Here is a 26,345-nt window from a genome sequence, read left to right as displayed (position 1 = left end):
CAACTCTCGTTCGGTACGCGGGAAACCGTACCCGCGGCGTTGACACGACCCGAAGCGTGGATGGACACTGCGCCCCGCGTCAAGAATGAACGATAGTTCACCAGGCGAACACCCCGCAGGACAGTACCTCGACGAAATGGGTTGCTCCATGGACAAAGTGGTCGCGTCCGCTGCCGAAGCGGTGGCGGACATCGGCGACGGCGCGTCGCTCGCCGTCGGAGGCTTCGGGCTGTGCGGCGTGCCGGACGTACTGATCGGCGCCCTGCACGCCCGCGGCTCCGAGCGTCTCTCGGTGGTCTCCAACAACTGCGGTGTCGACGGCGCAGGTCTCGGCATGCTGCTCGCCGCCGGCCGCATCAGCCGTGTCACCGGCTCCTACATCGGCGACAACCTGGAGTTCGCCCGCCGCTACCTCGGCGGCGAACTGGAGCTGGAGCTCACCCCCCAGGGCACCCTGGCCGAGCGGCTGCGCGCCGGCGGCTGCGGCATCCCCGCCTTCTTCACCCCCGCCGGGGTCGGCACCCAGGCCGCAGACGGCGGGCTGCCCTGGCGGCACGCGCCCGAGGGTGCCGTCGTCGTCGCCTCCCCGCCGAAGGAGGTCCGCGAGTACGACGGCCGCGCGTACGTTCTCGAACGCGGCATCACCACCGACTTCGCGCTGGTCCGCGCCGCCCGCGCAGACCGCCACGGCAACCTCGTCTTCGCCCGCGCCGCCCGCAACTTCAACCCGCTCGCCGCGATGGCCGGCCGCGTGACGATCGCCGAGGTGGAGGAGCTGGTCGAGCCCGGCGAGCTGGACCCCGACCAGGTCCATCTGCCGAGCGTGTTCGTCCAGCGGGTCCTCGCGCTCACCCCGGAACAGGCCGCCGCCAAGGGCGTCGAACGAAGGACGGTGCGCAGCCGATGAGCTGGACCAGGGACGAGATGGCGGCCCGCGCCGCCCGCGAGCTGACGGACGGCTCGTACGTGAACCTCGGGATCGGACTGCCCACCAGGGTGGCGAACTTCCTCCCCGACGGCGTCGACGTCGTCCTCCACTCGGAGAACGGGCTGCTCGGCGTCGGCCCGTACCCGTACGAGGACGAGGTCGACCCCGACCTCGTCAACGCGGGCAAGGAGACGGTCACCGTCCTGCCCGGCGCGGCCTTCTTCGACTCCGCGCTCTCCTTCGGCATGATCCGCGGCGGCCACATCGACACCGCGATCCTCGGCGCGATGCAGGTCTCCGCCCGCGGCGACCTGGCCAACTGGATGATCCCCGGCCGCATGGTCAAGGGGATGGGCGGCGCGATGGACCTCGTGCACGGGGTCCGCCGGGTCGTCGTCCTCATGGAGCACACCGCCAAGGACGGCACCCCCAAGATCGTCGAGGAGTGCAGCCTGCCGCTCACCGGCCGGGCCTGCGTCGCCCGGATCATCACCGACCTCGGCGTCCTGGACGTCACCGCCGACGGCCTCCGCCTCGTCGAGACGGCCCCCGGCGTCACAACCGATGAGGTGGCGCGCCTGACGGCGGCGCCCGTGAAGACGGAGGCGACGGCATGATCCCGACCCAGCAGGACCTCGCGCGGGAGATGGCCGCGCACCGCGAGGCGTACCTCCGCGCCGGCGACGTGCGCCATCACCCCGCACGCGACTACCCGCCCTACCGCAGCAGCGCGTTGCGTCATCCGCACCAGCCCCTGGTGGCCGTGCGCGACCCCGACGCCGTCGAACTCTGCGGCCCGGTCTTCGGTGTCACCGACGTCACCGCGCTGGACGCCGACCTCACCCGCGGACACGCCGGCGAACCCCTCGGCGAGCGGATCACCGTCAGCGGCCGGGTCCTCGACCGGGCCGGCCGCCCGGTGCGCGGCCAGCTCGTCGAGATCTGGCAGGCAGGCGCTTCGGGCCGGTACGCGCATCAGCTCGACCAGCACCCGGCCCCGCTGGACCCGCATTTCACCGGCGTGGGCCGCTGCCTGACGGACGATCAGGGCGGCTACCGCTTCACCACGATCCGGCCCGGTGCCTACCCGTGGCGCAACCACACCAACGCCTGGCGGCCCGCGCACATCCACTTCTCCCTCTACGGGAGCGCGTTCACCCAGCGGCTCGTCACCCAGATGTACTTCCCGGGCGACCCGCTCCTCCCCCACGACCCGATCCTGCAGTCCGTCACCGACGACGCCGCCCGCGCCCGGCTCGTCGCCGCCTACGACCACGACCTGTCCACACCCGAACGCTCTCTCGGCTACCGCTGGGACATCGTCCTCGACGGGCCCGCCGCGACCTGGATCGAGGAAGGCCGATGACCGAGACCCCGACTCCGGCACCGCGAACCTCACCGGCCTTGCGGAAACCGGCCGACGCCGTACTGCCCACCCCCGCGCAGACCGTCGGCCCCTTCTACGGGTACGCCCTGCCCTTCCCCGGCGGCGGCGACCTCGCCCCGGCCGGACACCCGGACGCCCTCACCGTGCACGGCCGCGTGCTCGACGGCGGCGGCGCCCCCGTTCCCGACGCGCTCCTGGAGCTCTGGCAGCCCGGCCCGGACGGCGACAGGCAGGGCGCGCCCGGGTCGATGCGCCGGGACCCGGTCACCGGCGGCCACGCCGGCCGGGACGGGGTGACCTTCACCGGCTTCGGCCGGGTCGCCACGGACGCCGACGGCCGGTGGGCGATGCGCACGCTGCCGCCCGGCGGGGTCCCGTACCTCTCCGTCTGCGTGTTCGCGCGCGGACTGCTGCACCACCTGTTCACCCGGATCTACCTGCCCGGCCCGGCCGCCGACGCGGACCCGCTGCTCGCCTCGCTGGCACCGGACCGGCGCGGCACCCTGCTCGCGGCCGAGCAGGGGCCGCGCACCCTGCGGTTCGACATCCGGCTCCAGGGCCCCGAGGAGACGGTGTTCCTTGACTTCCGCTGAGCACCCCGCCGAAGGCCCTTACGACGTGGGGCTGTTGTCCCCGGTCCGCGCGGGCACGGACGTCGAGGCGGCGACAGGCGACCGTGCCTTCCTCCAGGCCATGCTCGACGCCGAGGCCGCCCTCGTCCGGGCCCAGGCCCGGCTCGGACAGGCGCCCGCGGAGGCCGCCGCCGCCATCTGTGCGGCAGCGGTCCGCGCCGACCGGTACGACCTGCGCGCGCTCGCCCTGCGGGCTCGGGACGGCGGCAACCCCGTCATCCCCCTCGTGGCCGAACTGACCGCCGCCGTACCGGAGTCCGCTGCGCCCTACGTGCACCGGGGTGCGACCAGCCAGGACATCATGGACAGCGCCGCGATGCTCGTCGCGGCCCGCGCTCTGCCGCTGATCGCCGCCCCGCTGCGGCGCGCCGCGACGGCGTTCGGCCGGCTCGCCGCCGAGCACCGCGCCACCCCCATGGTGGGCCGCACCCTCGGCCGGCACGCCGTCCCCACCACTTTCGGGCTCAAGGCGGCCGGCTGGCGCGCCCTCGTCCTGGACGCCGCCGACCGCCTCGCCGCCGTCCGCCTCCCGGCCCAACTCGGAGGTGCGGCCGGGACATTGGCGGCCTTCGAACAGTTGGCCGGAGCACCGGGCAGCGGCCCGGACCTGGCCGAGGCGTACGCGGCCGAGCTGGGCCTGGCCGCTCCGGCGCTGCCCTGGCACGCCCTGCGCACGCCGGTCGCCGACCTCGGCACGGCGCTTGCCTTCACCGCGGCCGCGCTCGGCAAACCGGCCGCCGACGTTCTGCTGCTCGGCCGTACCGAGACCGGCGAGCTCGACGAGGGCGAGGGCGGTGGCTCGTCCGCGATGCCGCACAAGCAAAACCCCGTCCGCGCGACCCTGATCGCCGCGGCGGCCCGGCAGGCCCCCGCGCTCGCCGCGGTCCTCCTCGGCGCGCTCACCGCCGAGGACGAACGCCCGGCCGGGGCCTGGCACGCCGAATGGCAGACCCTGCGCGAACTGCTCCGGCTCGGCGGGGGCGCCGCCCACCACACGGCGGCGCTCGCCGAGGGCCTGCGCGTGCACCCCGACCGGATGCGCGACAACCTGCGCCGGGCCAGGGGGCTGCCCGCGAGCGAGCTGCTGGCGGCCGAGTTCGCCGCCCTCCTCGGCCGCGCACCCGCCCGAGCCCTGCTCGACCGCGCCGCCCGCCGGGCCGTCGCCGAGGGCCTGGACCTGGTCGACGTCCTGCTGGCGGACCCGGAGGCGAAAGGGCGCTGCGACGAGACACGACTGCGCGCCCTCACCGACCCGACCGCCACCACCGGCTGCGCACACCTCCTGGTCGACCGCGCCCTCGCGGCCCCACGAACCCCGGCGGTGACGGAAGGACCCCCATGACCCCCACAACCCGAACCTCCCGAACGACCGCGCCCTCGCCGCCCCACGAACCGCCGCCGTGACGGAAGGACCCCCATGACCCCCGCGTCTCCCCTGCTCCACCACCGCGTCGACGGACCTGCCGGCGCCCCCGTACTCATCCTCGGGCCCTCCCTGGGGACATCGCTCGCCGTCTGGGACGCGCAGACCCCCGCGCTCGCCCGTCGGCACCGGGTGATCCGCTGGGACCTGCCCGGGCACGGCGGCACCCCGACCGCCGTCCTGCGCACCCCCGCGCCGGGCGAGACCACCGTCGCCGGCCTCGCCGCGCTCGTGCTCGGCCTCGCCGACCGACTCGGCGTCGAGCGCTTCGGGTACGCAGGGATCTCGATCGGCGGGGCCGTCGGCGCGCACCTCGCCGTGCACCATCCCGAGCGTCTCACCGGGCTCGCCCTGGTCTGCTCCTCGGCCCGGTTCGGTGAGCCGGCCGGCTGGCGTGAACGCGCCGCGTCCGTCCGGGCGTACGGCACCGGGCCGCTCGCCGGCACCACGGCCGGCCGCTGGTTCACCCCGGGCTTCGCCGGCACCCAGACCGCGCGCCGGCTGCTCGCCGACCTGCGCGCCGCCGACCCGGCCGGATACGCGGCCTGCTGCGACGCCCTCGCCACGTACGACCTGCGTGCCGAGCTGTCGCGGATCACCGCCCCGACCCTCGTCCTGGCCGGGCGCGACGACCCGGCCACCCCGCCCGCGCACGCCCGTGAGCTGGCCGACGGCATCCGCGACGCCCACCTGCTCGAACTCGCAGGCGCCGCGCATCTCGCGCCCGCCGAACACCCCCGGGCCGTCGCCACGGCGCTGTTCGGCCACTTCGACGACCCCACCGACGACGGCAGCCGGCACGCCGAGGGGATGGCGGTCCGCCGCGCGGTCCTCGGCGACGCCCACGTGGAGCGGGTGGCCGCCCGCACGAACGCCTTCACCGCCGACTTCCAGGACTACATCACCCGCTGTGCCTGGGGCGAGATCTGGACCCGGCCCGGCCTCGACCGCCGCACCCGCAGCTGCATCACCCTGACCGCCCTGGTCGCCCACGGCCACCAGGAGGAGCTGGCGATGCACGTCCGCGCGGCGCTGCGGGGCGGGCTCACCCCCGAGGACATCAAGGAAGTCCTGCTGCACTCCGCCGTCTACTGCGGGGTCCCCGCGGCCAACGCCGCCTTCGCCACCGCCCAGCGGGTCCTGGAGGACGACGCACCGGCCGCCCCCTGACCATCAGACCGTCCCGCCACTTTCACGGAGGTCCCATGCCCCGCACCACCGTCGGCATCATCGGAGCCGGACCCGCCGGACTCCTTCTCTCCCACCTGCTCCACCGGCAGGGCATCGACAGCGTGGTTCTCGAACTGCGCGACCGCGGCTACGTCGAGCGCCGCCAGCGCGCCGGCATTCTCGAACAGGACACCGTCGATGTCCTGCGCTCCTGCGGTGCCGGCGCGCGCATGGACCGGCAGGGCCTGGAGCACCACGGCATCGAGCTCCGCTTCGACCGGCGCTCGCACCGCATCGACTTCCCCTCCCTCACCGGCGGCCGGTCGGTCATGGTCTACGCGCAGACCGAGGTGGTGAAAGACCTGATCGAACTGCGCCTGCGCGACGGCGGCACCGTGCTCTTCGAGGCCGAGGCCCTGTCCGTGGACGGGGTCGAGTCCGACCGGCCCACCATCCGCTACCGCCATGAGGGCGCCGAGCGCACCCTGGAGTGCACGTACGTCGTCGCCTGCGACGGCTTCCACGGCATCGGCCGCCGGTCACTGCCCGAAGGCCTGCTCACCGTGACCGAACGCAGTTACCCCTTCTCCTGGCTCGGCATCCTCGCCGACGTCCCGCCCTCGTGCGACGAACTCGTCTACGCCCACCACGAGCGCGGCTTCGCCCTGCACAGCATGCGCTCCCCGCACATCAGCAGGCTCTATCTCCAGGTCGCCCCGGACGACAGCACCGACGACTGGCCCGACGAGCGGATCTGGGACGAGCTGGAGACCCGCCTCGCCGTCGACGCCGACTGGACCCTGCGGCGCGGCCCGATCACCGAGAAGAGCATCACCCCGATGCGCAGCTTCGTCGCCGAACCCATGCGCCACGGACGGCTCTTCCTCGCCGGCGACGCCGCTCATATCGTCCCGCCGACCGGCGCGAAGGGCCTCAACCTCGCCGTCGCCGACGTCACCCTGCTCGCCCGCGCCCTCACCCGCCACCATGCGGACAAGGACGAGGCGCTGCTCGACGGCTACTCGGAGGCCGCGCTGCGCCGCGTCTGGCGGGCCGAGCACTTCTCGTACACGATGACCACGCTGCTCCACGCCGACCCGGACGACTCCGGTTTCGACCGCGCGCTGCGGCTCTCGCATCTGCGCTACCTGGCCGAATCCGAGGCGGCCTCGGCCTCGCTCGCCGAGAACTACGTGGGCTTCAGGACGAGTTGACGCTTCGTCCGCCACGCGCCGAGAAGGGGGCGGCTGCTTCGCGCAGCCGCCCCCTTCCACCGTTCCCGCGAGGTGTCAGGCGTAGAAGCGGTACACCGCCTGGGCGACGCAGGCCGGCTTGTCGACGCCGTCGATCTCCACGGTCAGGTCGACGACGACCTCCACACCACCTCTGACGTCCTCGACGGACACCACACGGCCGTGCGTGCGGACCTTCGCGCCGACCCGGACAGGAGAGGGGAAACGCACCTTGTTCAGGCCGTAGTTGACGGCCATCGACGCTCCCTCCACCTGGAGCAGCTCGGTCCACATCGGGATGAGCAGGGAGAGCGTGAGGTAGCCGTGCGCGATCGTGCCGCCGAACGGACCGGTGGCCGCCCGCTCCGGGTCGACGTGGATCCACTGGTGGTCGCCGGTGGCGTCGGCAAAGGTGTCGACGCGCGGCTGGGCGATCTCGACCCAGGAGCTGTGGCCGAGGTCGGCCCCGGCCTGGCCGCGGATCTCGTCGATGCCGTGGACGGTGAGAGGCATGGGGGTACTCCTTGAAAGGCTTCGCAGGGGAACGGGGTCACAAATGCGCGGGGGAACCGGGCCGGGAATCGGTGCCGTAGCGCGCCCGGATCAGTTGCTTGATCAGCTTTCCGGCGGCGTTACGGGGCAGTTCGGGAGCGAGGACGACGCTCCGCGGGATCTTGTAGCGGGCGAGCCGGTCCTCCAGGTGGGCGATCAACTCCTCGGCGGTCGGCGCGGCCCCGGGGCGCGGCACCACGACGGCCCGGCCGACCTCCCCCCACTTGGGGTCGGGCACACCGATCACGGCGGCCTCGGCCACATCCGGGTGCGCGAGCAGCGCGTCCTCGACCTCGGCCGGGTAGATGTTCTCCCCACCGGAGATGATCACGTCCTTCAGACGGTCGACAAGCCGTACGTAGCCGTCGGCGTCGACGGTGGCCACGTCGCCGGACCGGAAGCACCCCCCGTCGCGGAAGGCCGCGGCGGTCGCTTCCGGCAGGTTCCAGTAGCCCGGGGTGACGTTCGGCCCCGCCACCACGATCTCGCCCTCCTCGCCGGGCGCGGCCTCCTCGCCCGAGGGCAGCAGCACCCGCACGTCGGTGAAGAAGTGCGGCACGCCCGCCGAACCGGCGTGGCTCAGCGAGTCGTTCCGGTCGAGGACCAGTGCCCCGGGCGCGGTCTCCGTCATCCCGTACCCCTGGACGAAGGCCAGGCCCCGGTCCAGATAGGCGCGGGCGGTGCGGGCCGGCACCGGGGCGCCGCCGCACAGCAGGGTGCGCAGACTGGTCAGGTCGGCGTCCGCCCAGCCGGGCGCGGCGGCCATCGCGTCGTACATCGTCGGCACGCCGAACATGCCGGTGACGCGGTGCCTTTCGACCAGCTCCAACGTGCGGGACGGGTCGAAGGAGGACTCCAGGAGGACCGTGCCGCCCTTGAGCAGGGCGGGCAGGCAGCTCATGTTGAGCGCGGCCGTGTGGAACAGCGGCGCGGCGACCAGGGCGACCTCGTCGCTCGCGAGGTCGGCGTCCACCAGTACGTTGAGGCTGTTCCAGACGATGTTGCCGTGGGTGAGCACGGCACCCTTGGAACGGCCCGTGGTGCCCGAGGTGTACATGATGAGGCAGACGTCGTCGTGCCCCACCTCCTCGTCGAGCGGCACCGTCGCCGCGTCGGCAAGCAGCTCTTCGTACGACGTCCCCGGCCCGCCTTCCACGGCGAGGAGGGCGTCGAGGCCGGCGGCGTCGGCCAGGTCGGACAGCCGGTCGGCGCTCTGCCGGGCGTGCACCAGTACGCGGCTGCCCGAGTCGGTGAGCTGGTGCACCAACTCCGGTACGGCGAGGCGGGAGTTGAGCGGCACGAAGACCGCGCCGATCAGTCCGGCCGCGAACAGGGTCTCCAGGTACGCGGGATGGTTCGGCCCGAGGAAGGCGACCCGGTCCCCGCGGCCGACGCCCGCGGTGCGCAGGGCGTGGGCCAACCGGGTGCAGCGGTCGTGCAGTTCGGCGTAGCCGACGGCGCGTCCCTCGTACAGCAGGGCGGTGCGCCGGGGCGTCCTGCGGTTGCGGCGGGCGGGCCACGAGCCGATGCCCTGGTTGCGCATGGATCCTCCCTCAGCTCGTGGTGAGGCCGAGCAGCCTGGCCGCGTTCTCCTTGAGGATCTTCGGACGGACCTCGTCCTTGATCGGGAGCTCGGCGAAGTCGGCCAGCCAGCGGTCCGGCGAGAGCAGCGGATAGTCGGAGCCGAACAGCACCTTGTCCTTCAGCAGGCCGCCTGCGTACCGGACCAGCTGCGGCGGGAAGTACTTGGGCGACCAGCCGGACAGGTCGATGTACACCTGCGGCTTGTGGGTGGCCACCGCGAGCGCCTCGTCCTGCCAGGGAAAGGAGGGGTGGGCGAGGATGATCCGCATGCCGGGGAAGTCCGCGGCGACGTCGTCCACGTCCATGGGGTCGGAGTACTTCAGCCGGATGCCCCCGCCTCCGGGCACGCCCGCGCCGATGCCGGTCTGCCCGGTGTGGAAGACCGCGATCGCGCCGGCCTCCTCGATCGCCTCGTACAGCGGGTACGCCATACGGTCGTTGGGGTGGAAGGCCTGGATGTTCGGGTGGAACTTGAAGCCCTTGACCCCGAACTCCTCGACGAGCCGCCTGATCTGACGAACCGCCGCTCTTCCCTTGTACGGGTCGACCCCGGCGAACGGGATGATGACGTCGGGGTTCTCGGCGGCCGCCTCGGCGATCTCCTCGTTCGGCACCGGCGGTGTGCCGGTGGCCGACTCCGCGTCGACCGTGAACACCACGCAGGCCATCCGGCGTTCGCGGTAGTACGCGGCGATCTCCGGCAGGGTCGGGTGGCGGTGCTCCGCCTTGAAGTACGCGCCGGCGGCCCGGTCCAGCTCGGCGGAGAGCGAGGCACCGCCCTTCGCGGACACCTCCGCGTGGGTGTGCACGTCGATGGCGACGAGCTCGTCCGGGTGCGGGAGGGTACGGCCGCTCACAGCTGCGGCGCCGGGATGCCGAAGGTCTCCGGGGTCCGACCGACCGTCACCGGCCAGGCGGCGGCGATCGCCTCGGCGCTCCAGCCGCCGTCGGCGTACGCCACCGACACCTCCCGTGGGTGCGACCACAGGGAGAGCTTGTCGCCGCCGATGCCGATGCACTGGCCGGTGACCCCGGCGGAGGCGTCCGAGGCGAGGAACGTCACCAGGCCGGCGACGTCCTCGGGCGTGCCGAAGCCCTCGCCCTTGCGCAGGGTGTCGGGGAAGGCCTTTCCCTCCTTCTCCAGCGCCTCGACGTGCGGGGCGAAGACGGGGATCGTCCTCGTCATCGCGGTCGCGGCGACCGGGATGACGGCGTTCGCGGTGATGCCGGCCTTGGCCAGCTCCATGGCCCAGGTGCGCACCATGGCGGCGATTCCGGCCTTGGCGGCCGCGTAGTTGGTCTGGCCGAAGTTGCCGCGCTGTCCGGCGGGGGAGCCTGCCACCACGATCCGGCCGCCCTCGCCCTGGGCGCGCATCCGTTCGACGGCGGCGCGCACGCAGGTGAACGTGGCGCGCAGGTGCACCTCGACGACCGTGTCGAAGTCGTCGTCCGTCATCTTCCAGAGCACCCGGTCGCGCAGCACCCCGGCGTTGGTGACCATCGCGTCGATGCGGCCGTAGCTGTCCACGGCGCGGGCGACGAGCGCCTCGGCGGCCTCGGCGGAGCCGACCGGCACCACCTCGGCGACGGCCCGGCCGCCGTCCTCGACGATGCGCCGCACCGCCGCGCCGGCCGCCTCGTCGTCGACGTCGTTGACCACCACCGCCGCACCGGCGGCGGCGAGGGAGCGGGCGTAGGCGAGGCCGAGGCCGCGTCCGCTGCCGGTGACGACGGCGACCTTGCCGGAGAGATCCACATGAGCCATGAACGGGGGTCCTTTCCCGTGAACACGGTGCGGGGCGCGGGGAATCGCGACTGGACGCGCACCGTCGAGCGAACAAGCTAGGCATTCTCATGTCGGCCGTCAATGAATTGCCGAATATTGAGTCGCTTCCCCGGAGGCCGCCCTACCCTGTCCCCGTGACGCACCCCGCCCCGGCCTCCCGGACCGGTTCCGCCGCCGAGCCCGGCCCCCCGCCCCGCCCCCAGTCCCTGATGCTGAGCTTCTTCGGCATCCACGTCCTCGGCACCGGCACCGCCCTGTCCTCGGCGAGCGTGATCGACGCCTTCGCCCGGGTCGGCATCGGCGAGGACGCCGTCCGCTCGACCCTGACCCGCATGGTCGGCCGCGGGCTGCTGGAGCGGCACCGGCGCGGCCGCCGGATGTACTTCTCGCTCACGCCCCGCGCGGCCGAGGTGCTCGCCGACGGCAAGGAGCGGATCCACCGCACCGGCGCGGTGAACCGTGCGTGGGACGGCACCTGGACCCTGGTGGGCTTCTCCCTGCCCGAGTCCTGGCGCAGCGAACGCCACGCCCTGCGCTCCCGCCTCGTCTGGGCCGGCTTCGGGCCACTGCAGAGCGGCCTGTGGGTCGCGCCCGGGCGCGTCGACGTCGCGCCCATCACGGCCGAGCTCGGTCTCGACGACCGCATCAGAGCCTTCCACGGCGAGGCCGCCGCCCCCACCGAGGCCGGCCCTCTGCTGCGTGCCGCCTTCGATGTCGACGCCATCGCCGAGGGCTACCGGTCCTTCCTGGCCCGCTGGGACGGCGACGCCGGCCCCGCCGAGGCGCGCGACGACCTGGGACGCCAGCTCCTGCTGCACACCGACTGGCTCGACCTGGTGCGCCGCGACCCGCACCTCCCGGCCGAGCACCTGCCCGCGGAATGGCCCGCCGCACGCGCCGAGGCACTGTTCCGCGACCTGGCGGCCCGGTACGAGCCCGGGGCGCTGCAGACCGCCGCGGAGATCCTCGACCGCTGGGAGCCGACGGCGTAGCCCGAGCTGCCGGACGGAACGGCGGGGGCGGGAGCGGCGCCGGGTCCGACCCCGGGGCGAGCACCGGATCACGGCCCCAGGGTGGACGCCGGATCACGGCCCCAGGGCGAGCCCCGCATTTGGCGCCACTTCGATCGGGTGGTTCCGCTGGCCCGGAAGAGGGCACGTCGGCCGACCTCGGACGCAGCCGCCCCCCTTAACTGATCGATTCGGAATGAGGCTGCTGCGGCTGAGGCAGTGGTGTGGAGCGCACGATGCGAAATCCCACGTCGTCGATCCGGAAAGTCGGGTGGCTGCGCCGCCGCACCGACGCCCGGCAACTCCAGTGCTCGTCGGCCCATCCACCACCGCGGAGCACCCGGTAGGCCCCATACACCTCGGCGTCGTAGACGTCCCAGCACCAGTCCCACACGTTGCCCAGCATGTCGTACAGGCCCCATGCGTTGGGCTGCTTGCCGCCGACAGAGTGGATCCGCCCATCGGAATTGCCCTGGTACCAGGCGACATCGTCGAGCTGGCCGTACCGCGGGCCAGTAGTGCCCGCACGGCAGGCGTGCTCCCATTCGGCCTCGGTCGGCAACCGGTACCCGTCTGCGGAGGTGTCCCACTCGGCCGTCTCGGCGTCGACGCACAGGCGATACGCGGGCGTCAGCCCCTCATGCCGGGACAAGGCGTTACAGAACTGGACCGCGTCCCACCACGAAACGCCCTCAACCGGCAGCCGCTCACCCCGGGCGCTACTCGGCCGTCGGCCCGTGACTCGTGCGTACCAGGACTGCGTGACCGGGAGCGCCGACATCTGAAACGGCGCGACCTCGACCGGCCAACTGCTCTGCGTCCGCCGGTCCGACAGCGTCACCTGTCCCGACGGGACCGCAACCATCTCGTTTCCTGCCCCCGCGTCCACAACAAGCCACCCTACCGGCGTCTGCCCACGGCTCTACCGATCTTTCCGATCGGCGGTGGAGCCAGATCAACTTCGTACACCGTGGAGCCACTTCTGGTCCGTGCAGTGGTGCCCAAAGAAGTGCTTACAAACACCCCACGTCACGGCCCCAGGGCAAGCCCCGCGTCACAGCCCCAGGATGGACGCCGCGCCACAGCCCCGACCTGGGCACCGCGTCACAGCCCCAGGCTGAGCGCCGCGTCGCAGCCCCGGACTGGGCCCCGGATCACACCCCAGGGCTGGACGCCGGATCACAGCCCCCGGACAAGCCCCACGTCACAGCCCCAGGCTGAACACCGCGTCACAGCCCCAGACTGGGCCCCGGATCACAGCCCCAGGACTGGACGCCGGATCACAGCCCCCCACGTCGCAGCCCAGCATGGGCGCCGCGTCAGCGCCAGGATGGGCCCCGGATCACAGCCCCCGGGCGAGCCCCGCGTCACGGCCCCAGGATGGACGCTGCGTCACAGCCCCAGGATGGGCACCGGATCACAGCCCCAGGATGGGCGCCGGATCACGCCCCCGGCGGGTGTCCGGGTCGCACCCTGGGGAGGTGCAGAGCCGCGAGGGCTTATGTCAACACCATTGACCTTGTCCCGTACGACGGAGTCTCATGGGCGGCACCCCGGAGGGGCCCTGCGTTCGGGCCCTCGGCGACCGAAGGAACGCCCATGGATCCCCTCAGCTCACTCACGGACGCCCAGCCGACGCCGTTCTGGCTCGACGACCCCCGCCGGCCGCGGGCCACCCCGGCCCTGGTCGGCGGCACGGCCTGCGATCTGCTCGTGGTCGGCGGCGGCTACACCGGCCTGTGGACCGCCCTCGTCGCCAAGGAGCGCGATCCCTCCGTCGACGTGCTGCTCATCGAGGCCGACGAGGTCGGCGCCGCCGCCTCCGGCCGTAACGGCGGATTCTGCGAATCCAGCCTCACCCACGGCCTGCACAACGGACTCCAGCGCTGGCCCGGGGAGATCGGCACCCTGGAACGCCTCGGCCGGGAGAACCTCCGCAGCATCGAGGACACCCTCGCCCGCCACGGCATCGACTGCGACTGGGAACGCACCGGCTCCATCGTCGTGGCCACCGAGCCGTACCAGCTCGACGGCCTCGCCGAGGCGGCCGAAGTGACCGCCCGGTACGGCGGGAAGCCCGTCCTCCTCGACACGGATGAGGTCCGCGCCGAGATCGACTCCCCGACCTTCCTCGGCGGCCTGTGGAACAAGGACGACGTGGCCATGGTCAACCCGGCCCGGCTCGCCTGGGGCCTCAGACGCGCCTGCCTCGACCTCGGCGTCCGGATCCACGAGCGCACCCCCGCCACCGCGCTCGCCGAGCACGGCGCGGTCGTCACCGTCCGCACCCCCTACGGCCGGATCACCGCCGGGCGCGTCGCGCTCGCCACCAACGCGTTTCCGTCCCTTCTCCCGCGCCATCGCCCGTACACCGTCCCCGTGTACGACTACGCACTGATGACCGAGCCGCTGACCGAGGCGCAGCTCGCCTCCGTCGGCTGGGCGCGCCGCCAGGGTTTCGCGGACAGCTCCAACCAGTTCCACTACGTCCGGCTCTCCGCCGACAACCGCATCCTGTGGGGCGGTTACGACGCGATCTACCACTACGGCGGCCGCGTCCGCGCCGAGCACGAGCGGCGGCCCGCCACGCACGCGACACTGGCCCGGCATTTCTTCACGACGTTCCCGCAGCTGGAGGGCGTCCGCTTCAGCCATGCCTGGGGCGGGGTCATCGACACCAGCACCCGCTTCTGCGTGTTCTTTGACACGAGTCACCATGGCAAGGTCGCGTACGCCGCCGGATTCACCGGCCTCGGCGTCGGCGCCACCCGGTTCGGCGCCGAGGTGATGCTCGACCTCCTCGCGGGCGAGCGCACCGAGCGCACCGCCCTGGAACTCGTCCGCCGAAAGCCGCTGCCGTTCCCGCCCGAGCCCGTCCGCTCGATCGGCATCGGCGTCACCAAGTGGTCCCTGGCCCGCGCCGACCGGAACGAGGGCCGACGCAACCTCTGGCTGCGCACCCTGGACCGCGTCGGCCTCGGCTTCGACAGCTGACCGCCTCGGCCTGTACGAGCCGGGCCGCGCGAGGTGCACCGCCGGCGCCGGCGCCGAAGTCGTGGTCATGGCTCCTTGGCCCCGCCGTCCCCACGAAGGAGAAGTCAGTGACAGTGGAGCACCCGGAACACACCGACCACGCCACCGCGGTGAAGCCCGTCATCGACCGGGAAGAACCGAGCGGCCGCCTGCCCACCACCTGGCCCTACCGGCTCGCGGGCGCCCCCGTCACCCGTGTCACCCCCGAGGACGGCGTCCTCCCCTATGAAGAAGGCCTCTTCATCGGCTACCCGGCCTGGCGGAACCTCGCCGTCGCACCCGCGTACCCCTTCGGCCACGGCCTGGGCTACACCACCTGGGAATACCTGGCCCTGGAAGCCACGCCCGGCTCCGTACGCGTGCGCCTGCGCAACTCCGGAGCCCGCCCAGGCCGCGAAACCGTCCAGATCTACGCCGAGCCGCTCGACGCCGCCGGCGCACGCCCCGCCCGCAGGCTCGCCGGGTTCGCGACGGTCACCGCCCCTCCCGGCGGCACCGCCGAGGCCGTCATCCCGCTGGCGGCGCGAACCTTCCAGATCTGGGACGAGACCCACGGCACCTGGACCACCGCACCCGGCCACTACCGGCTGCACGCCTCCCGAAGCAGCACCCACGACGACCTGTCCGCGCTGCTCACCGTCCCGCCAGAATGTTGATTGCCCCGGCGCAGGGATGCGTCGGGGCAATCCGTCAGCGCGGTTGGTCAGCCGAGTGAGGTGAGGAGGGTGTTGAGCGCCTTGACCTCGGTGGCCTTGTCGGGGCTCGGGGCGCGTAGCGCCTTCAGGACCTGGTCGATTTCGCTGTCGAGGAAGTGCCAGGACTGCTCGCTCTTGGGCTCAAGGGCGGACTGGTCGTCGTCCCAAGCGGTCTCGAGGTCGGTCACTCGGGTGGTCGCGGCTGACTGATTACCCGAATTGAGCTTTGCCAGGGTGTCAGCTGCGATCGTGCGGAACTTCGCGATCTCAGCCGGAGGGAACGGCGACGTCGCCTGCTCCGGGGTGAGATGGGCGGTTACCGGCGCAGGGGCGTCATCCTCGCCGGCCGCGGCCGCGTGGGGCTGGTGGTGTGCCCAGACGAGAAGCGCCGCGGTTGCGACCGCTACGACCGCGTAGTAGCCGAGCATGATCCGCTCACGCGCCGGGTTCAGCGCTCGCGGGGTATGAGTGAGGTCGTCGGCCTCGATGACATCGCTGCGGCTGAGCGTGAGGTACACGACGGTAGCGAGGATCGCGGCCAGGAAGATCACGCTGGTCACCGCGGTGCCGAGGCCCAGGCCGCCGTCGCCGCTGGGCGAGCCGAGCCAGTCGCCGAGGTTGGCACCGAGCGGGCGGGTGAGGATGTAGGCCAGCCAGAAGGAGAGCACCGCGTTGGCACCGAGGCGCCATGCGAGGACGATCGCGACGATCAACCCGAGAGGCAGGAACACGGAGACACCTGGGCTCCAGCCGGTCAGGTCCAGGGTCCAGTCGCCGGTCGCGGTGCCGAGGGCAAAAGTGACCAGGACCGCGAGCCAGTAGAAGAGTTCACGGGGACGGGTGGTGATGGTGTGGACCGACAGGGTCCGCTCGCGGGCGTACCAGATCCCGAAGACGACGGCCAGGAGGCCGGCGAACACGCTACTGCTCAGCGCGAGGGGAACGCCCTGGTTGTCGGTGAGGATGTCGGTGTAGAGGGTGCCGGTCACACTCACCACCACGACGGTGAGCCAGTACACGAACGGGACGTACCGCTTGGTGGTGAGTTGCCAGGCCATGACGCCTGCCAGAACGGCAGTGAAGATCAATGCGGTGTTGATCAGGCCAACACCGAGGTTCATGTTGATCCAGTCGGCGAAGCTTTCGCCGACCGTGGTGCACAGGATCTTGATGATCCAGAACCAGATCGTGACCTCGGGAACCTTGTTCAGCATCTGCTTTGCAGGTGTCCGAAGATTCTCGGGTGTCGTCGCAGTTGTCATGTAACCCTCACATAGAACGGGCGGCAGCGCGGAGGGGCGCCCCTCACGTCTGCGGAACGGGAATTGTCTACAAATATGTAGACAAACGCAGCCTCGGCTCCTCAGGGCGCTGATGCCTCTAGCTGATGCCTCTAGTGGGAGCCGCGACTGGAGAGGCTCGGTGCCGCAGTCACCAGCAGCCGAGCATGAGCTGCCCCGGAAGCCCTCGGCTCCTCAGGTCAGACCGTGCCCCTGCCGGTCGGCGGGAGGGCCCCCAGCCCCCAGCCGGCCTGAGGATCTCGTGGAGCCAATTCAAGCCCTGGCCAGCGGAGTTTGCCGCTCTCCTGTCACTCCCCCACGTTGCGTGCGTCATACTGCCCCACTGTGTCAGGGGGAACCTGAACACATCCTGACTGCCATGCCGCAGTGACACCGGCACCGCATGGTGCGGCGGTCACGCCGCCACAGACGCCGGCGAACGCAAGCGTGTTTACCGCGGTAAACCAGGACGGAGATCCGAAGACTTCGCCCTCTCTGGTACGTGATCTCCGGTTCCCAGCCCGCGGCATGACGACGCCGACGAGGCCGCTGCTGCCCCCGCCGCCCAGGGGAGAGACGGACAGCCGCGTAGGCTGCCGTACGACGACGCCGTCTACGTCGTCCAGCACATGCACGTGAAGATGACCACCGAGAACTTCGTCCAAGGCGCGCAAGTCTGGATATGGCGGGGGCCGCTTCGCGTTCAGGTGACCAGGTCGATATCTGATGAGAGTTCGCGCCCTGCGAGGGCGCGGGTGAAGAGCCGATAGGAGTCGGTCCAGGCGCGGCGGTTATCTAGGGTTGCCAGGCCAAGTGGCTGGTAGATGGCAAGCAAGCCTGTTAGGCACGTGAGGCATGTTCCCCAGAGGTTCGGGGGCTGGACGGTCCGCAGGAAGTGCCCTCAGCCGAGTGGAAGAACCTGTTGCTGCCAGCCGCAGGCAGGCTGGAGAAGGTCCACACGAGCAGTTCGTCGGCTGTACCGCAGAGTCTCCGCGCGGTCTCGCGGGCTTCATCCACCTTGATCGTCTTCGACCGGGCCGCTTGCGCGCGTCGCCGACGAGGACGTCGCCGCCGATCTGCGGACGGCTGTCGTTTCATCGCCAAGAGGCCGCCGTCTTGATCTTGCCGGGTACGTAGGTGACGGGAATGCCGTCCAGCCGGTTGCCCTGCGCCCTGACCCGGCTGAGTGCGCTCGGCTTGACCTCGATGGTGATGCCGGAGCCGTCGGCGTTGGGCGAGGCGCCGTAGTACACCTCCTTCGAGGCGTCCTTGGCGGCGCCCACCGGGACGATCTTGTCGATCTCCCGGTCCAGGACCTTCCTGCTGTAATCGGCGTGCTGAACGTGTATCAGCGCGGTGTCGATCGTCGGGTGGGCGTGCTTGGCGGAGGCGACCAGCTTCGCGGCTCGGGTGCTGTCGGTGGCGTAGAGGGTGACGAAGCCATGGTCCTCGTCGACGTGCAGGTCGCTGTAGGTGTCGGCGAACGCTCCACGACCCTGCTCGCCGAGGGCGTTGGCGACGGCGTTCAGTGGTGCGACCTTCTTGGCGTGCGCAGGGAGCGCGGGGTCGGTGTGGGTCGGATCGCCGGTCGCTGCGTCGGAATCGGCCCCGCATCCGGCAAGGGCGAGCAACAGGACGAGGACGGCGGGCAGCAAGGGGCGACGCATGAGTTCCTCCATGAGGTGTCGAGAGCGGTGCGAGAGGAGAAGGAGAAGCCGGTCATGAGGGGGGCCGTTCATCCGGCCAGGGGGTACGGGCGACGATCAATGAATCGGGGGCTTGAGTGCCGGATGGCACGGTCTGCTGGGTGACGAGGACGACGGCCACTTCGTAGCCGTGCTTCCGCACCGAGCTCCAGGTGGTTCCCGCGCAGGGACGGCCCGGCACGGGCGCTAGCCGGGCGCGGTGCGGGTGGTCGGGGGTGATGGTCACCTGTTGCGCGGTGTTCTCAGAGGCTGGTCCGGATGGGTCCTGACCGGCCACGACCCGGCCGTCCTTCAGGACGAGAATCCGTGGCTCGCCGGACAGGACCGCTGGGGCGGTCGAGTTCACCTCGTAGGTGACCTGCGGGGCTCCGTTTGGGGCCGTGCGCACATCGGAGATGCGTACGGTCACGGCTCCGCGGCCGGTACTCGCCGGGATTCTCGCGCCGCAGGTGTGATGAGGGAGCCCCGGAACTGCGCCACTCGTCGCCGGGGGCTGCCTCTGCAGCGAGCCCATCGGTGTGGCCTCCGGTGTCGAGTCGGACGGCAGCGTGTTCAGCACCACCGCGGCGGCCACGGCCAGGCCTGCCCCGGCCACGGCGGTGTACCGGACGCCTCTGCGCCGGCGCACCCGGGTCCGGACGCGTTCGGTGTCGATCTCCGGCGGTGGTGTGCGTTGCGCGGCAGCCAGCAGCTGTTCGCGCAGGTCCTCGGGCTTCATGTCTCCAGCCTTTCCTCCGCGGCGTGATGTGCGGGTGGCCGCAACCGGGCGCCCAGCCGTGCCAGCGCGTCGCTCAGATGACGCTTGACCGTGCCCTCACCGCAGCCGAGCCGCGCCGCGATGTCCGCGGTGGACATGTCCTCGTAGTAACGGAGCACCACGCACGCCCGCTGCCTCGGCGACAGTCCGCGCATGGCGTCCATGAGGTCGATCCGGTGCAGGACGTCCGTGCTGTGGTCGGCGACCGGCGCCGAGGACACGAGCCGCGGAAGCGCGCGGATCCAACGGGTTCGGCGCCGGTGCAGGTCCAGGTAGCGGTTGAGCATCGTGCGGCGTACGTATGCCTCCGCCTCCCCCAGTTCCCACGCACGGCGGGGCCGGGAGAAGACCCGTACCAGTGCCTCCTGAACCAGGTCGGCGGCCTCCGCGCGGTCGCCGCACAGCAGGAAGCCGTACCGGTTCAGTTCCGCGCCGCGCTCCTGCGCGAGCTCGGACAGCAGCCTCGACCATTCGGCCACATTCCCTCCGATCCCCTTCACCCGGTATCACGAACAACTCACCCGTCCGGTTGGGGGCTTGCGGCCAGGAAGTTCGACGGGCCGCCGGTGACGGTGCGGCGCGGGATGCCGCCCACAGATGCGAGGGGCACCACAGGCTCCCGGTGGAAGCTCTGTAGTGCCCATCGCGGCGGTGCCGGGTTACTGGTGCGGGTTCGGCTTCAGGCCGAAGTTACGGAGGATGTCAGTGGCCTCCGATTCCGCGCGCCTGGCGGTGGGTCCTGTCGTTGACCGTGAAGACAAGGGCACCGGAGTCGCCCTGGGTGCCGGCCGTACGTGGTGGATCGGGCCGTCATCCCACCTGATGGTGTACCTGTAGTCGTCGCTGGTGGTCCTGACGCCGCAGGGGACGCCCTTGCCGTTGAAGAGGCCGCTGTCGATGAGTTGGGCGTCCTGCCGGGGGCGCGGCGCGCAGATCTTCTGGCGGCCGGTCGCCCAGGGCCCGTACGGGCCCGTCCTCGCGGAGGAGGACGTGATCGGAACCAAGGTCCGCGCCCTCGCCGACCGCGGAGCGCCCCGCGACCTGATCGACGTGTTCGCGGCCTCCCGCCGCTGGTCCAATGCCGAACTCGAGGAGTTCGGCCGCCGCCACGCCGGCCGTGGAGTGGGCCGACGACCTCGCGGCCCGTCTCCTCGAAGAGGCCGACCATCCGGACATCGACTGATCACGCCCGACCCCACCCAGACGGGCTACGAACCCCGGCAGCACCCTGGCCCCGCGGCCTATCGTGACGCTCCTCCCTGCACTGAGCCGAGTGGAGTCCTGGGCCGTGAAGTACGCGTGTCCGAGAAGCAAGCCGCGATGCTGCGAGAGATCGCGGCTGCTTCTGAGGCCGTGGTGCTCCCGCCAAAAGCCATCCATACGGCTGCGGCGCTCGAGAAGCGCGGATTGATCAAGAGAACGAGGCGCAGCAGCGGGCCACCCGTCGCGGTCGTCACGGCGGACGACCGCTATTACGTCAAGCACGGAAAGCACCCTCGCGAGGTAAAGGCAGCAAAGGAATGGCTGGACGAAGACGCCGACGAACCTGCCCGTGCCCCTGCCGACGGAGTCGAGCTGATCTCCCGGCTGCTCTCCGCCTCAGGGAAGATCACAGTCCCGCAGCACCCACTCGCGCAACGTCGCCCGAACGTTGCCTCACGCCCGCCGTCCTTGCCATCCCCGAAGGCGGAGACGCCCGACCCGAGGATCTCCTGAGCCAGGGCCTGCGACACGTGCTCGAACTCCCGGGTACTCAGCCCCCCGAGGAACCGGGTCGGCACGGCCGTGTGCCGAGTGGCGCCGGACAGATGCAGCTCGGCACGTCCGTCTTACTTGCGGCGCCGTTCGCCTGCACGGTCGTCGAGGGGTGCGGGTGATGGCCCGCATCTCCCAGCCGGCCCAGTAGGGCAGAACATGGTTTCTGATGGAAGAGGCGTCGCCTCGCAGCGTGTGGGGTTCGACGATGCGGGCGGGGGCAAGGGCACGGGGCGCTATGCGGGCGGCGGTGCCACCGTCGGGCGGAGGCCCAAGTGATTGCCGTCATCGCGGAGTTGGTTGCCCTGGGTGGTGAGCATCTGATGCGCTATGGGTTCCGGCATGCGGATCACGACCGGGCGGGAGAGGGTCGTCTCGCGGGTCGCCGTGGATGTGCGGCCGGTGCGGACCCGGTTGGTGACGTGGGCGACCGCCCTGATGTCAAGGGTGAACTGAACCAGGACCGACTTCATCTTCGGCTTGTGGACCGGCATCGAGCCGGACGCGTTGGCCGTGGCATCGGTCGTCCCGCCCGAGCCGCCCGTGTTGCCCATCAGCTGGTTGAGGCGGAACTGGTCGGCGTTGAGGACCCCCGCGCCGGCCATGCCACGGGCCGCCCTGCTGTGGTCGGCCGAGCTCTGGCCGTCCCGCTGGGTGGGGCGCAGACCCTCCAGATGGCTCTGGCCGATCGTCTCGAAGGCCATCTTGTCACCCACGCCCAGGACCCGGCCGTTGCGCAGGCGCGCGTGCAGGGAGGCCCGGAGGTTCTGGCCCTCCGCACCGGAGGCATGCACTGGCGGCAGGTCGACGCCGACGGAGGCGAGAAGCGGCAGGGCGGCGATCATCCACTCGGTGGAGACCGCCTCGTTCAGTGCGTAGGCGGCGGCCTGGCCCTTGTCGCGGAACCGCGCGCCGCCGCCCGCCTGCCCGACCACGGACGTCAGCAACTGCCGTACCTGTGTGACCCCTTGGAAGCCATTGACCTGGGCCTCCATCGGCAGCCGGGCACCGCCCGCGCGCCAGGCGCCCAGGTCGGCCGGGGCCGCCGGGTCGGGAGCGCGCGAGCCCTGGGCGACCAACGGCACGTCCTGCGCAGGGAGTTCGGCGCGGGAGAGCGCGTCCAGGTCGGTGCGCAGGACGCGATGGGTCAGCGCCAGGTTGTCCAGCAGGGCGAGCGCCACCTGGGTGTTGCCCCGGTACAGTTCGAGGCTCGCCCGGACCGGCACACGCAACTTCGCCACCGCCGCCGAACTGGCGTCCGCGACCGTCTTCATGCCGAGCTGGCCCCGGCTCACGGCACCGCCGCGTCGCGACGCGCCGGACGAGAGGCCGAGGCCCGCCGCACCGCCGGTGCTCTTCAACTGGCCCGAGCCACCGTCGGGTTTACCGGATCCCGCGAGGATGCCCTCGACGCCGGTGGTCGTGCCCTCGTCGTGGGCGGTCGCCTGCTGGGCTACGGCCGAGGTGATGTACTCCATGTCCCGCCGGTCCGTCGCGTCGCCCTCGTACTCGCCGTCGCCCGTCCGGTCGACCTTGAACACCGCCCAGTACGGGGTGTTGCGGCCGTCGAACAGCTCGACGGTGACCCCGCCGTCCATGGCACCGGACAGCAGTCCGGCGGAGCCGTCCCGGTCCAGGACGCGGAGCAGGCGCTGCACGTTGTCGTTGCGGTCGTCGAGCTGTCGCCGGGGCAGCAGCGTGTCGGCGAGGTCCTGCTGCTGGTTGAAGGCGAGACGCGAACGCAGTTGCCCGAGCAGCGGTACGAAGTTGGGGAGGTCCTCGATCATGCCGAATCCGAGGGGGAGTTCGCGGCGGAACCCCGGTCCCGTGGGGGCCGTCCAGAAACTCTCGTCGTCACTCTCGTCCTGGACGGCCTGTTCGGCGGCCGTATGGAAACTCTCCGCGTCGCTCTCGTCTCCTGCGGCCGTGTCCGGTTCGGCGGCGTCCAGCCCCGCCGCCCGCCGCAGTTCCTGCGGAAGCTGCGCCTCCGTCAGCCACACCCCCGCCGCGGCCGGCAGGGTCTGGGCGCCCTTCGCCACGTAGGGGCCGCCGCCGGTCACCTTGACCTCCGCGACCATGGTGACCAGCACATCGCACTGGACCAGATACAGCGGGGCCTTCTTCGGGGTGTGGGCGTTGCGCTCGACCGTGCCGGACAGGGCGTACGACTGCGCGTCGCCCTCGCTCGTGGTGCGGAACGTAGACAGGCCCTGCCCGGCACGCCACATGGTGCCGCTCTCCGCGCCGGTGGCGCCGAACTGCACGGTGCTGCTGGTTCCCTGGCCCGTCTGTCCGGCGGACTGGTGGCCGCCGAGTACGAAGGTCTCGGTGCCCGGGCCCTCGCCCGTGTGCACGAACCTCGGGTTGGCCAGCGCGAGCCGGGTGCCGACCGCGCCGTTGAGGCCGGCGAGGCGACGCGGGTAGCGGAGGTTCTTGACGACCCAGCCGGAGGACGAGGCCTGCCGCAGCGCCGCCTGAACGGCCCGTTCGCCGAAGCGCTCCTCGATCGCCAGCCGTGGCGCGAGGCCCTCCGTCGCCAGCGCGGGGTCCTCGCGCAGGCCCCTGTTGCGGGCGGCGGCCTTGGACAGCAGCGCGAAGGCGAGGTCGCGGACGGGCTGCCCGTCGACGGTCTCCACCAACTGCCAGTCCCGCAGCAGGGATCCGGTGGCCGGCCCGGGGGCGAGCGTGGCCAGGTCGCCGATGCCCTCGGCGGCCACGTCGGTGGCGGGCGCCGGTTCCGCACGGTCCCCGAGCGCCGCGTCGGCCCGGTCCTTGCCCTCCTGGTCCAGGGTGAACTCGGTCGGGGTGAGCAGCCGTACGTCCTGGCTGCCCAGGTTCATGTACGTCAGCGTCTCGGCCTCGGGCACGTCCCGGCCCGGGCTGCCGACGGTGAGGCCGCGGGCGAGCTTGCGGGGCCGGGAGGTCATGGTGGCCTCCACGTCGAGGTGCAGGGCCGCGCGGAAGGCGCTGGCGGTGTCGGAGCCGTTGGCGACGACGTCCGTACGACCGGTCGTGCCCGCCTGGTTGCGGTACGAGCCGGAGCTGTGCTTCTCGTAGCGGGCCCCGGCGGTCAGGATGCCGGGGACCAGCCGGGCCTGGCCGAGGACCAGACCGCCGATCGAGCGTGAACTGCTGCGCCCGCTCTGCGCACCCGCGGCGACGGTCGCGTGGCTGCGCACCGACCAGTCCTTGATGTCGCCCTCGTAGGCGGTGTCGCTCAGCGTGCCCCGGACGAGGATCTGCACGTCGTGGGCGTGCATGGTGGTCTTGCGGCGCAGCCGTACCCGGATGCCGGTGGACAGCAACTGGTCCTTGTTCACTTGGAGGTTGGTCTCCGAGAGGGCGGTCATCAGCTCGCGGTGGTTGCGCCGTTGGGTCTCGGCCTCCTCGTCGCTGGTGCCGAGGGCGGGCGCGGTGGTGCCGAACGCGGGCAGGTAGCCAGCCAGTCGGGGGTCGGTGGCGAACATCTGCTGGACGGCCCGCACCATCGGGCCGGTGTCCACCTGGCTGAGTGCGACACTGGATCCCTTGCCGTCGTAAGGGAGATGGCGCTCGACGTCCTGTTGGTCGCCGTTCTCATCGGTCTGCGTCGGCTTCTTGGTGAACTCCTCGGCTGTCATGCCCAGCGGCAGCGGCAGCCCGAAGGACTGGGCCTCGTCGGCGCGGAGGCTGATCCACACGTTCATCGTGTGGACGGCGACCCGGGTCTGCGGGTGCAGGATCGCCTGGACCGAGCGCGGGCCCGTGCCCTCCGCGGTGAACGTCACGGTTCCGAAGTAGAGCGCCTTCTCGCCCCGGACCTCCGCGCCCTGGCGGCCGGCGACGCTCTGTTCGGCCACGGTGAAGCGCGCCTTACGGGCCGCCGCGACAGGCATGGCGGTGGCTCGTACGACGGCCGCGTTGGAGGCCGCGCCGACGCCGATCGCCGGGCCCAGTCCCGCCTGGACGGCCCGCCCCTTGCCCGCGCTCTCGGTGACCGCCGTCTGGCCGTGCTGGTGCGTGCGCAGCTGGGTCTTGCCGGTGCCCCAGGCCGGGGAGAGACCGGTGACCGCGGCGCGCAGCCGGTAACTGCCCGCCGTCCTGCCGTCCTTGGAGTACAGGTCCTCGCCGACCACGCCGTCGCGCAGCAGCCGGGGCAGGTCCTCCAGGACGGTCGCCGTGGAGGTCACGTCGTACAGCCGCCCGCGCCCCGGTGCGCCGGGTGCGGTGAGCGAGGGGTGCAGCACGGAGGCGACGGCGTCGAACAGCCCGCGGCCGGTCTGGTGCGGGGCCGCGTCGTCGGCGACCGCGACCGGTGCCAGGGAGTCGGCGAGGGAGACGCGCCGGGCGGTGTCCGCGGACACCGGTGTGGGCGGGGCGGGCGCCTCGGTGCCGACCGGGACCAGGTGTTCGGTCGGCACGCGCTGGGTGAGCGTGCCGGAGTCCCGGAAGGTCTGTGCGTCGTCGGTGCCGTGCCGCTGGACGCGGACCTCGTAGCGGACCCTGCGGTGCACCTCGACCGAGCCCTTGTCGCTGCGCAGCACGCGCGGTTCGGCCACGTTCGTCTGCCGGCGGGACTCGCGGGAGGACTGCCAGGGCTGGGCGTTGCCGGTGGCGGCACCGCCGAGCCACAGCCCCGGGGCGACGGGCGCGAGCCCGAAGGCGAGGCCGCCGGCACCCTTACCGGCGGATCCGCCGCCCGAACTGCTCACGGTGGACGACGAGTTGTGGTGGACGTCGAGCTTGGTGTCCTTGCCCTGGGGGTCCTCGAGCAGGGCCTGCGGCACACCGTCGGTCCCCTGCGAGGCGGCGGCCAGCAGGTCCCCCGGCTGGAAGACGGGCGGCTTGTCGTCGGGGGCCCGGGAGATCGTGACGGTGACGTCGTACCACTCCCTGCCCGTCCGGCCCTCGACGGCGAAGGCGCGGCCCTGCCCGAAGAAGCTCTCCGGCCGTCCGGCCAGTTCGTCCGAGATGTCGGCGACTGTGCCGTCGGCGTGCCCGACGACCGCGGACACCGCGTGCCGGACGAACTCGTGGCCGGTCAGTCCGTATGTCGAGGAGAGGCCGCTCGCCTGGAGGTGCATCAGGTACGACGGCAGCACGAAGCCCGTCTCGGTGCGCTCCTCGATGCCTGGCAGCGCGGGGCGGGCGCTCTGGTTCCGGGTCCTTCGCACGGCCCGTGAGGTGGCCGCGTTGCCGGCGGTGCGCTGAAGGGACAGCAGAGGGTGCGCGACGCCGGAGGCGGAGGCGAGGTCGGGTGGCGGGGCGGCGCGGGACGTCTGGGTCGCCTGCTCGGACGCACCGGCCCTGCCGTCCCCTGACTGCTGCCGTTTCCACACGGGATCAACGTAACCCTTGGCGGGACGGGGCACCGCCTCGCCTCCAGCTCCCGGCGGATTCGCCGTCTCCACTCCACCGATACGTCAACTCCCGTAT

Annotated in this window: 21 protein-coding genes and 1 pseudogene; 12 read left to right on the top strand and 10 right to left on the bottom strand. The window is 71.9% G+C overall.

What is annotated here, in order from left to right:
* The first annotated feature begins 148 nt into the window (after window positions 1-148).
* From ACWD3E_RS30085 to ACWD3E_RS30055, 7 genes are all read left to right on the top strand, one after another.
* Window positions 149-907 (top strand): CoA transferase subunit A, encoded by a 759-nt coding sequence (locus tag ACWD3E_RS30085; protein ID WP_451390715.1) that lies wholly within the window; start codon window positions 149-151, stop codon window positions 905-907.
* Window positions 904-1,545, top strand: coding sequence for a CoA transferase subunit B (locus tag ACWD3E_RS30080; protein WP_451390714.1), 642 nt, complete (start codon window positions 904-906; stop codon window positions 1,543-1,545). Before ACWD3E_RS30085 ends, ACWD3E_RS30080 begins: the two co-directional genes overlap by 4 nt.
* Complete coding sequence (gene pcaH / locus ACWD3E_RS30075) at window positions 1,542-2,294, top strand: protocatechuate 3,4-dioxygenase subunit beta (protein ID WP_451390713.1); 753 nt, start codon at window positions 1,542-1,544, stop codon at window positions 2,292-2,294. The genes ACWD3E_RS30080 and pcaH overlap by 4 nt, the downstream gene beginning before the upstream one ends.
* Entirely contained in the window at window positions 2,291-2,908 is a 618-nt protein-coding gene (gene pcaG, locus ACWD3E_RS30070) for a protocatechuate 3,4-dioxygenase subunit alpha (RefSeq protein WP_451390712.1), read from the top strand. The genes pcaH and pcaG overlap by 4 nt, the downstream gene beginning before the upstream one ends.
* On the top strand, window positions 2,895-4,289 hold the full coding sequence (gene pcaB / locus ACWD3E_RS30065; protein ID WP_451390711.1) for a 3-carboxy-cis,cis-muconate cycloisomerase: 1,395 nt from the start codon (window positions 2,895-2,897) through the stop codon (window positions 4,287-4,289). The genes pcaG and pcaB overlap by 14 nt, the downstream gene beginning before the upstream one ends.
* Window positions 4,290-4,364: 75 nt before the next feature.
* Window positions 4,365-5,540: a bifunctional 3-oxoadipate enol-lactonase/4-carboxymuconolactone decarboxylase PcaDC gene (gene pcaDC, locus ACWD3E_RS30060; protein WP_451390710.1), complete on the top strand. Its 1,176-nt coding sequence runs from the start codon at window positions 4,365-4,367 to the stop codon at window positions 5,538-5,540.
* Between the two features lie 35 nt (window positions 5,541-5,575).
* Window positions 5,576-6,754 carry a 4-hydroxybenzoate 3-monooxygenase gene (locus ACWD3E_RS30055; protein WP_451390709.1) on the top strand — a complete coding sequence of 393 codons (1,179 nt, stop codon included), beginning with the start codon at window positions 5,576-5,578 and terminating at the stop codon, window positions 6,752-6,754.
* Between the two features lie 75 nt (window positions 6,755-6,829).
* On the opposite strand, the gene ACWD3E_RS30050 is transcribed toward ACWD3E_RS30055, so the two are convergent.
* From ACWD3E_RS30050 to ACWD3E_RS30035, 4 genes are read right to left on the bottom strand one after another with little or no spacing between them, the layout of a single operon-like run.
* On the bottom strand, window positions 6,830-7,285 hold the full coding sequence (locus ACWD3E_RS30050; protein ID WP_451390708.1) for a MaoC family dehydratase: 456 nt from the start codon (window positions 7,283-7,285) through the stop codon (window positions 6,830-6,832).
* Between the two features lie 37 nt (window positions 7,286-7,322).
* Window positions 7,323-8,867: an acyl-CoA synthetase gene (locus ACWD3E_RS30045; RefSeq protein ID WP_451390707.1), complete on the bottom strand. Its 1,545-nt coding sequence runs from the start codon at window positions 8,865-8,867 to the stop codon at window positions 7,323-7,325.
* Window positions 8,868-8,877: 10 nt separating this feature from the next.
* On the bottom strand, window positions 8,878-9,765 hold the full coding sequence (locus ACWD3E_RS30040; protein WP_451390706.1) for an amidohydrolase family protein: 888 nt from the start codon (window positions 9,763-9,765) through the stop codon (window positions 8,878-8,880).
* Entirely contained in the window at window positions 9,762-10,673 is a 912-nt protein-coding gene (locus tag ACWD3E_RS30035) for an SDR family NAD(P)-dependent oxidoreductase (protein ID WP_451390705.1), read from the bottom strand. The genes ACWD3E_RS30040 and ACWD3E_RS30035 overlap by 4 nt, the downstream gene beginning before the upstream one ends.
* Window positions 10,674-10,828: 155 nt before the next feature.
* Between ACWD3E_RS30035 and ACWD3E_RS30030 the strand changes: the two genes are divergently transcribed.
* On the top strand, window positions 10,829-11,686 hold the full coding sequence (locus tag ACWD3E_RS30030) for a PaaX family transcriptional regulator (protein ID WP_451390704.1): 858 nt from the start codon (window positions 10,829-10,831) through the stop codon (window positions 11,684-11,686).
* Window positions 11,687-11,882: 196 nt separating this feature from the next.
* On the opposite strand, the gene ACWD3E_RS30025 is transcribed toward ACWD3E_RS30030, so the two are convergent.
* The gene (locus ACWD3E_RS30025) at window positions 11,883-12,569 is read right to left on the bottom strand and encodes a formylglycine-generating enzyme family protein (RefSeq protein WP_451390703.1); all 687 of its coding nucleotides are present in this window, start codon (window positions 12,567-12,569) and stop codon (window positions 11,883-11,885) included.
* A gap of 734 nt (window positions 12,570-13,303) precedes the next feature.
* On the opposite strand from ACWD3E_RS30025, the gene ACWD3E_RS30020 reads away from it, so the two are divergent.
* A complete protein-coding gene (locus ACWD3E_RS30020) occupies window positions 13,304-14,698 on the top strand; it encodes an NAD(P)/FAD-dependent oxidoreductase (protein WP_451390702.1) in 1,395 nt (464 codons plus the stop codon).
* Window positions 14,699-14,805: 107 nt separating this feature from the next.
* Complete coding sequence (locus tag ACWD3E_RS30015) at window positions 14,806-15,393, top strand: fibronectin type III-like domain-contianing protein (protein ID WP_451390701.1); 588 nt, start codon at window positions 14,806-14,808, stop codon at window positions 15,391-15,393.
* A gap of 47 nt (window positions 15,394-15,440) precedes the next feature.
* On the opposite strand, the gene ACWD3E_RS30010 is transcribed toward ACWD3E_RS30015, so the two are convergent.
* The 4 genes from ACWD3E_RS30010 to ACWD3E_RS29995 all read right to left on the bottom strand — a co-directional run bounded on the left by ACWD3E_RS30010 (window position 15,441) and on the right by ACWD3E_RS29995 (window position 19,654).
* Window positions 15,441-16,646 (bottom strand): COG4705 family protein, encoded by a 1,206-nt coding sequence (locus tag ACWD3E_RS30010; RefSeq protein ID WP_451390700.1) that lies wholly within the window; start codon window positions 16,644-16,646, stop codon window positions 15,441-15,443.
* Between the two features lie 1,160 nt (window positions 16,647-17,806).
* On the bottom strand, window positions 17,807-18,379 hold the full coding sequence (locus ACWD3E_RS30005) for a hypothetical protein (protein ID WP_451390699.1): 573 nt from the start codon (window positions 18,377-18,379) through the stop codon (window positions 17,807-17,809).
* Between the two features lie 52 nt (window positions 18,380-18,431).
* Window positions 18,432-19,136: a hypothetical protein gene (locus ACWD3E_RS30000; protein WP_451390698.1), complete on the bottom strand. Its 705-nt coding sequence runs from the start codon at window positions 19,134-19,136 to the stop codon at window positions 18,432-18,434.
* A complete protein-coding gene (locus ACWD3E_RS29995) occupies window positions 19,133-19,654 on the bottom strand; it encodes a sigma-70 family RNA polymerase sigma factor (protein WP_451390697.1) in 522 nt (173 codons plus the stop codon). The genes ACWD3E_RS30000 and ACWD3E_RS29995 overlap by 4 nt, the downstream gene beginning before the upstream one ends.
* Before the next feature lie 451 nt (window positions 19,655-20,105).
* Between ACWD3E_RS29995 and ACWD3E_RS29990 the strand changes: the two are divergent.
* Window positions 20,106-20,358: pseudogene (locus ACWD3E_RS29990) on the top strand (nucleotidyl transferase AbiEii/AbiGii toxin family protein); the annotation flags it as partial.
* A 116-nt stretch (window positions 20,359-20,474) separates the two neighbouring features.
* Entirely contained in the window at window positions 20,475-20,891 is a 417-nt protein-coding gene (locus ACWD3E_RS29985; protein ID WP_451390696.1) for a hypothetical protein, read from the top strand.
* A gap of 275 nt (window positions 20,892-21,166) precedes the next feature.
* On the opposite strand, the gene ACWD3E_RS29980 is transcribed toward ACWD3E_RS29985, so the two are convergent.
* Window positions 21,167-26,248: a hypothetical protein gene (locus ACWD3E_RS29980; protein ID WP_451390695.1), complete on the bottom strand. Its 5,082-nt coding sequence runs from the start codon at window positions 26,246-26,248 to the stop codon at window positions 21,167-21,169.
* Between the last annotated feature and the right edge of the window lie 97 nt (window positions 26,249-26,345).

The organism is Streptomyces sp. NPDC002676 (assembly GCF_053592455.1).
The sequence above is the reverse complement of the archived record's forward strand: the minus strand, read 5'-3'. Positions and strand labels throughout refer to the sequence as shown.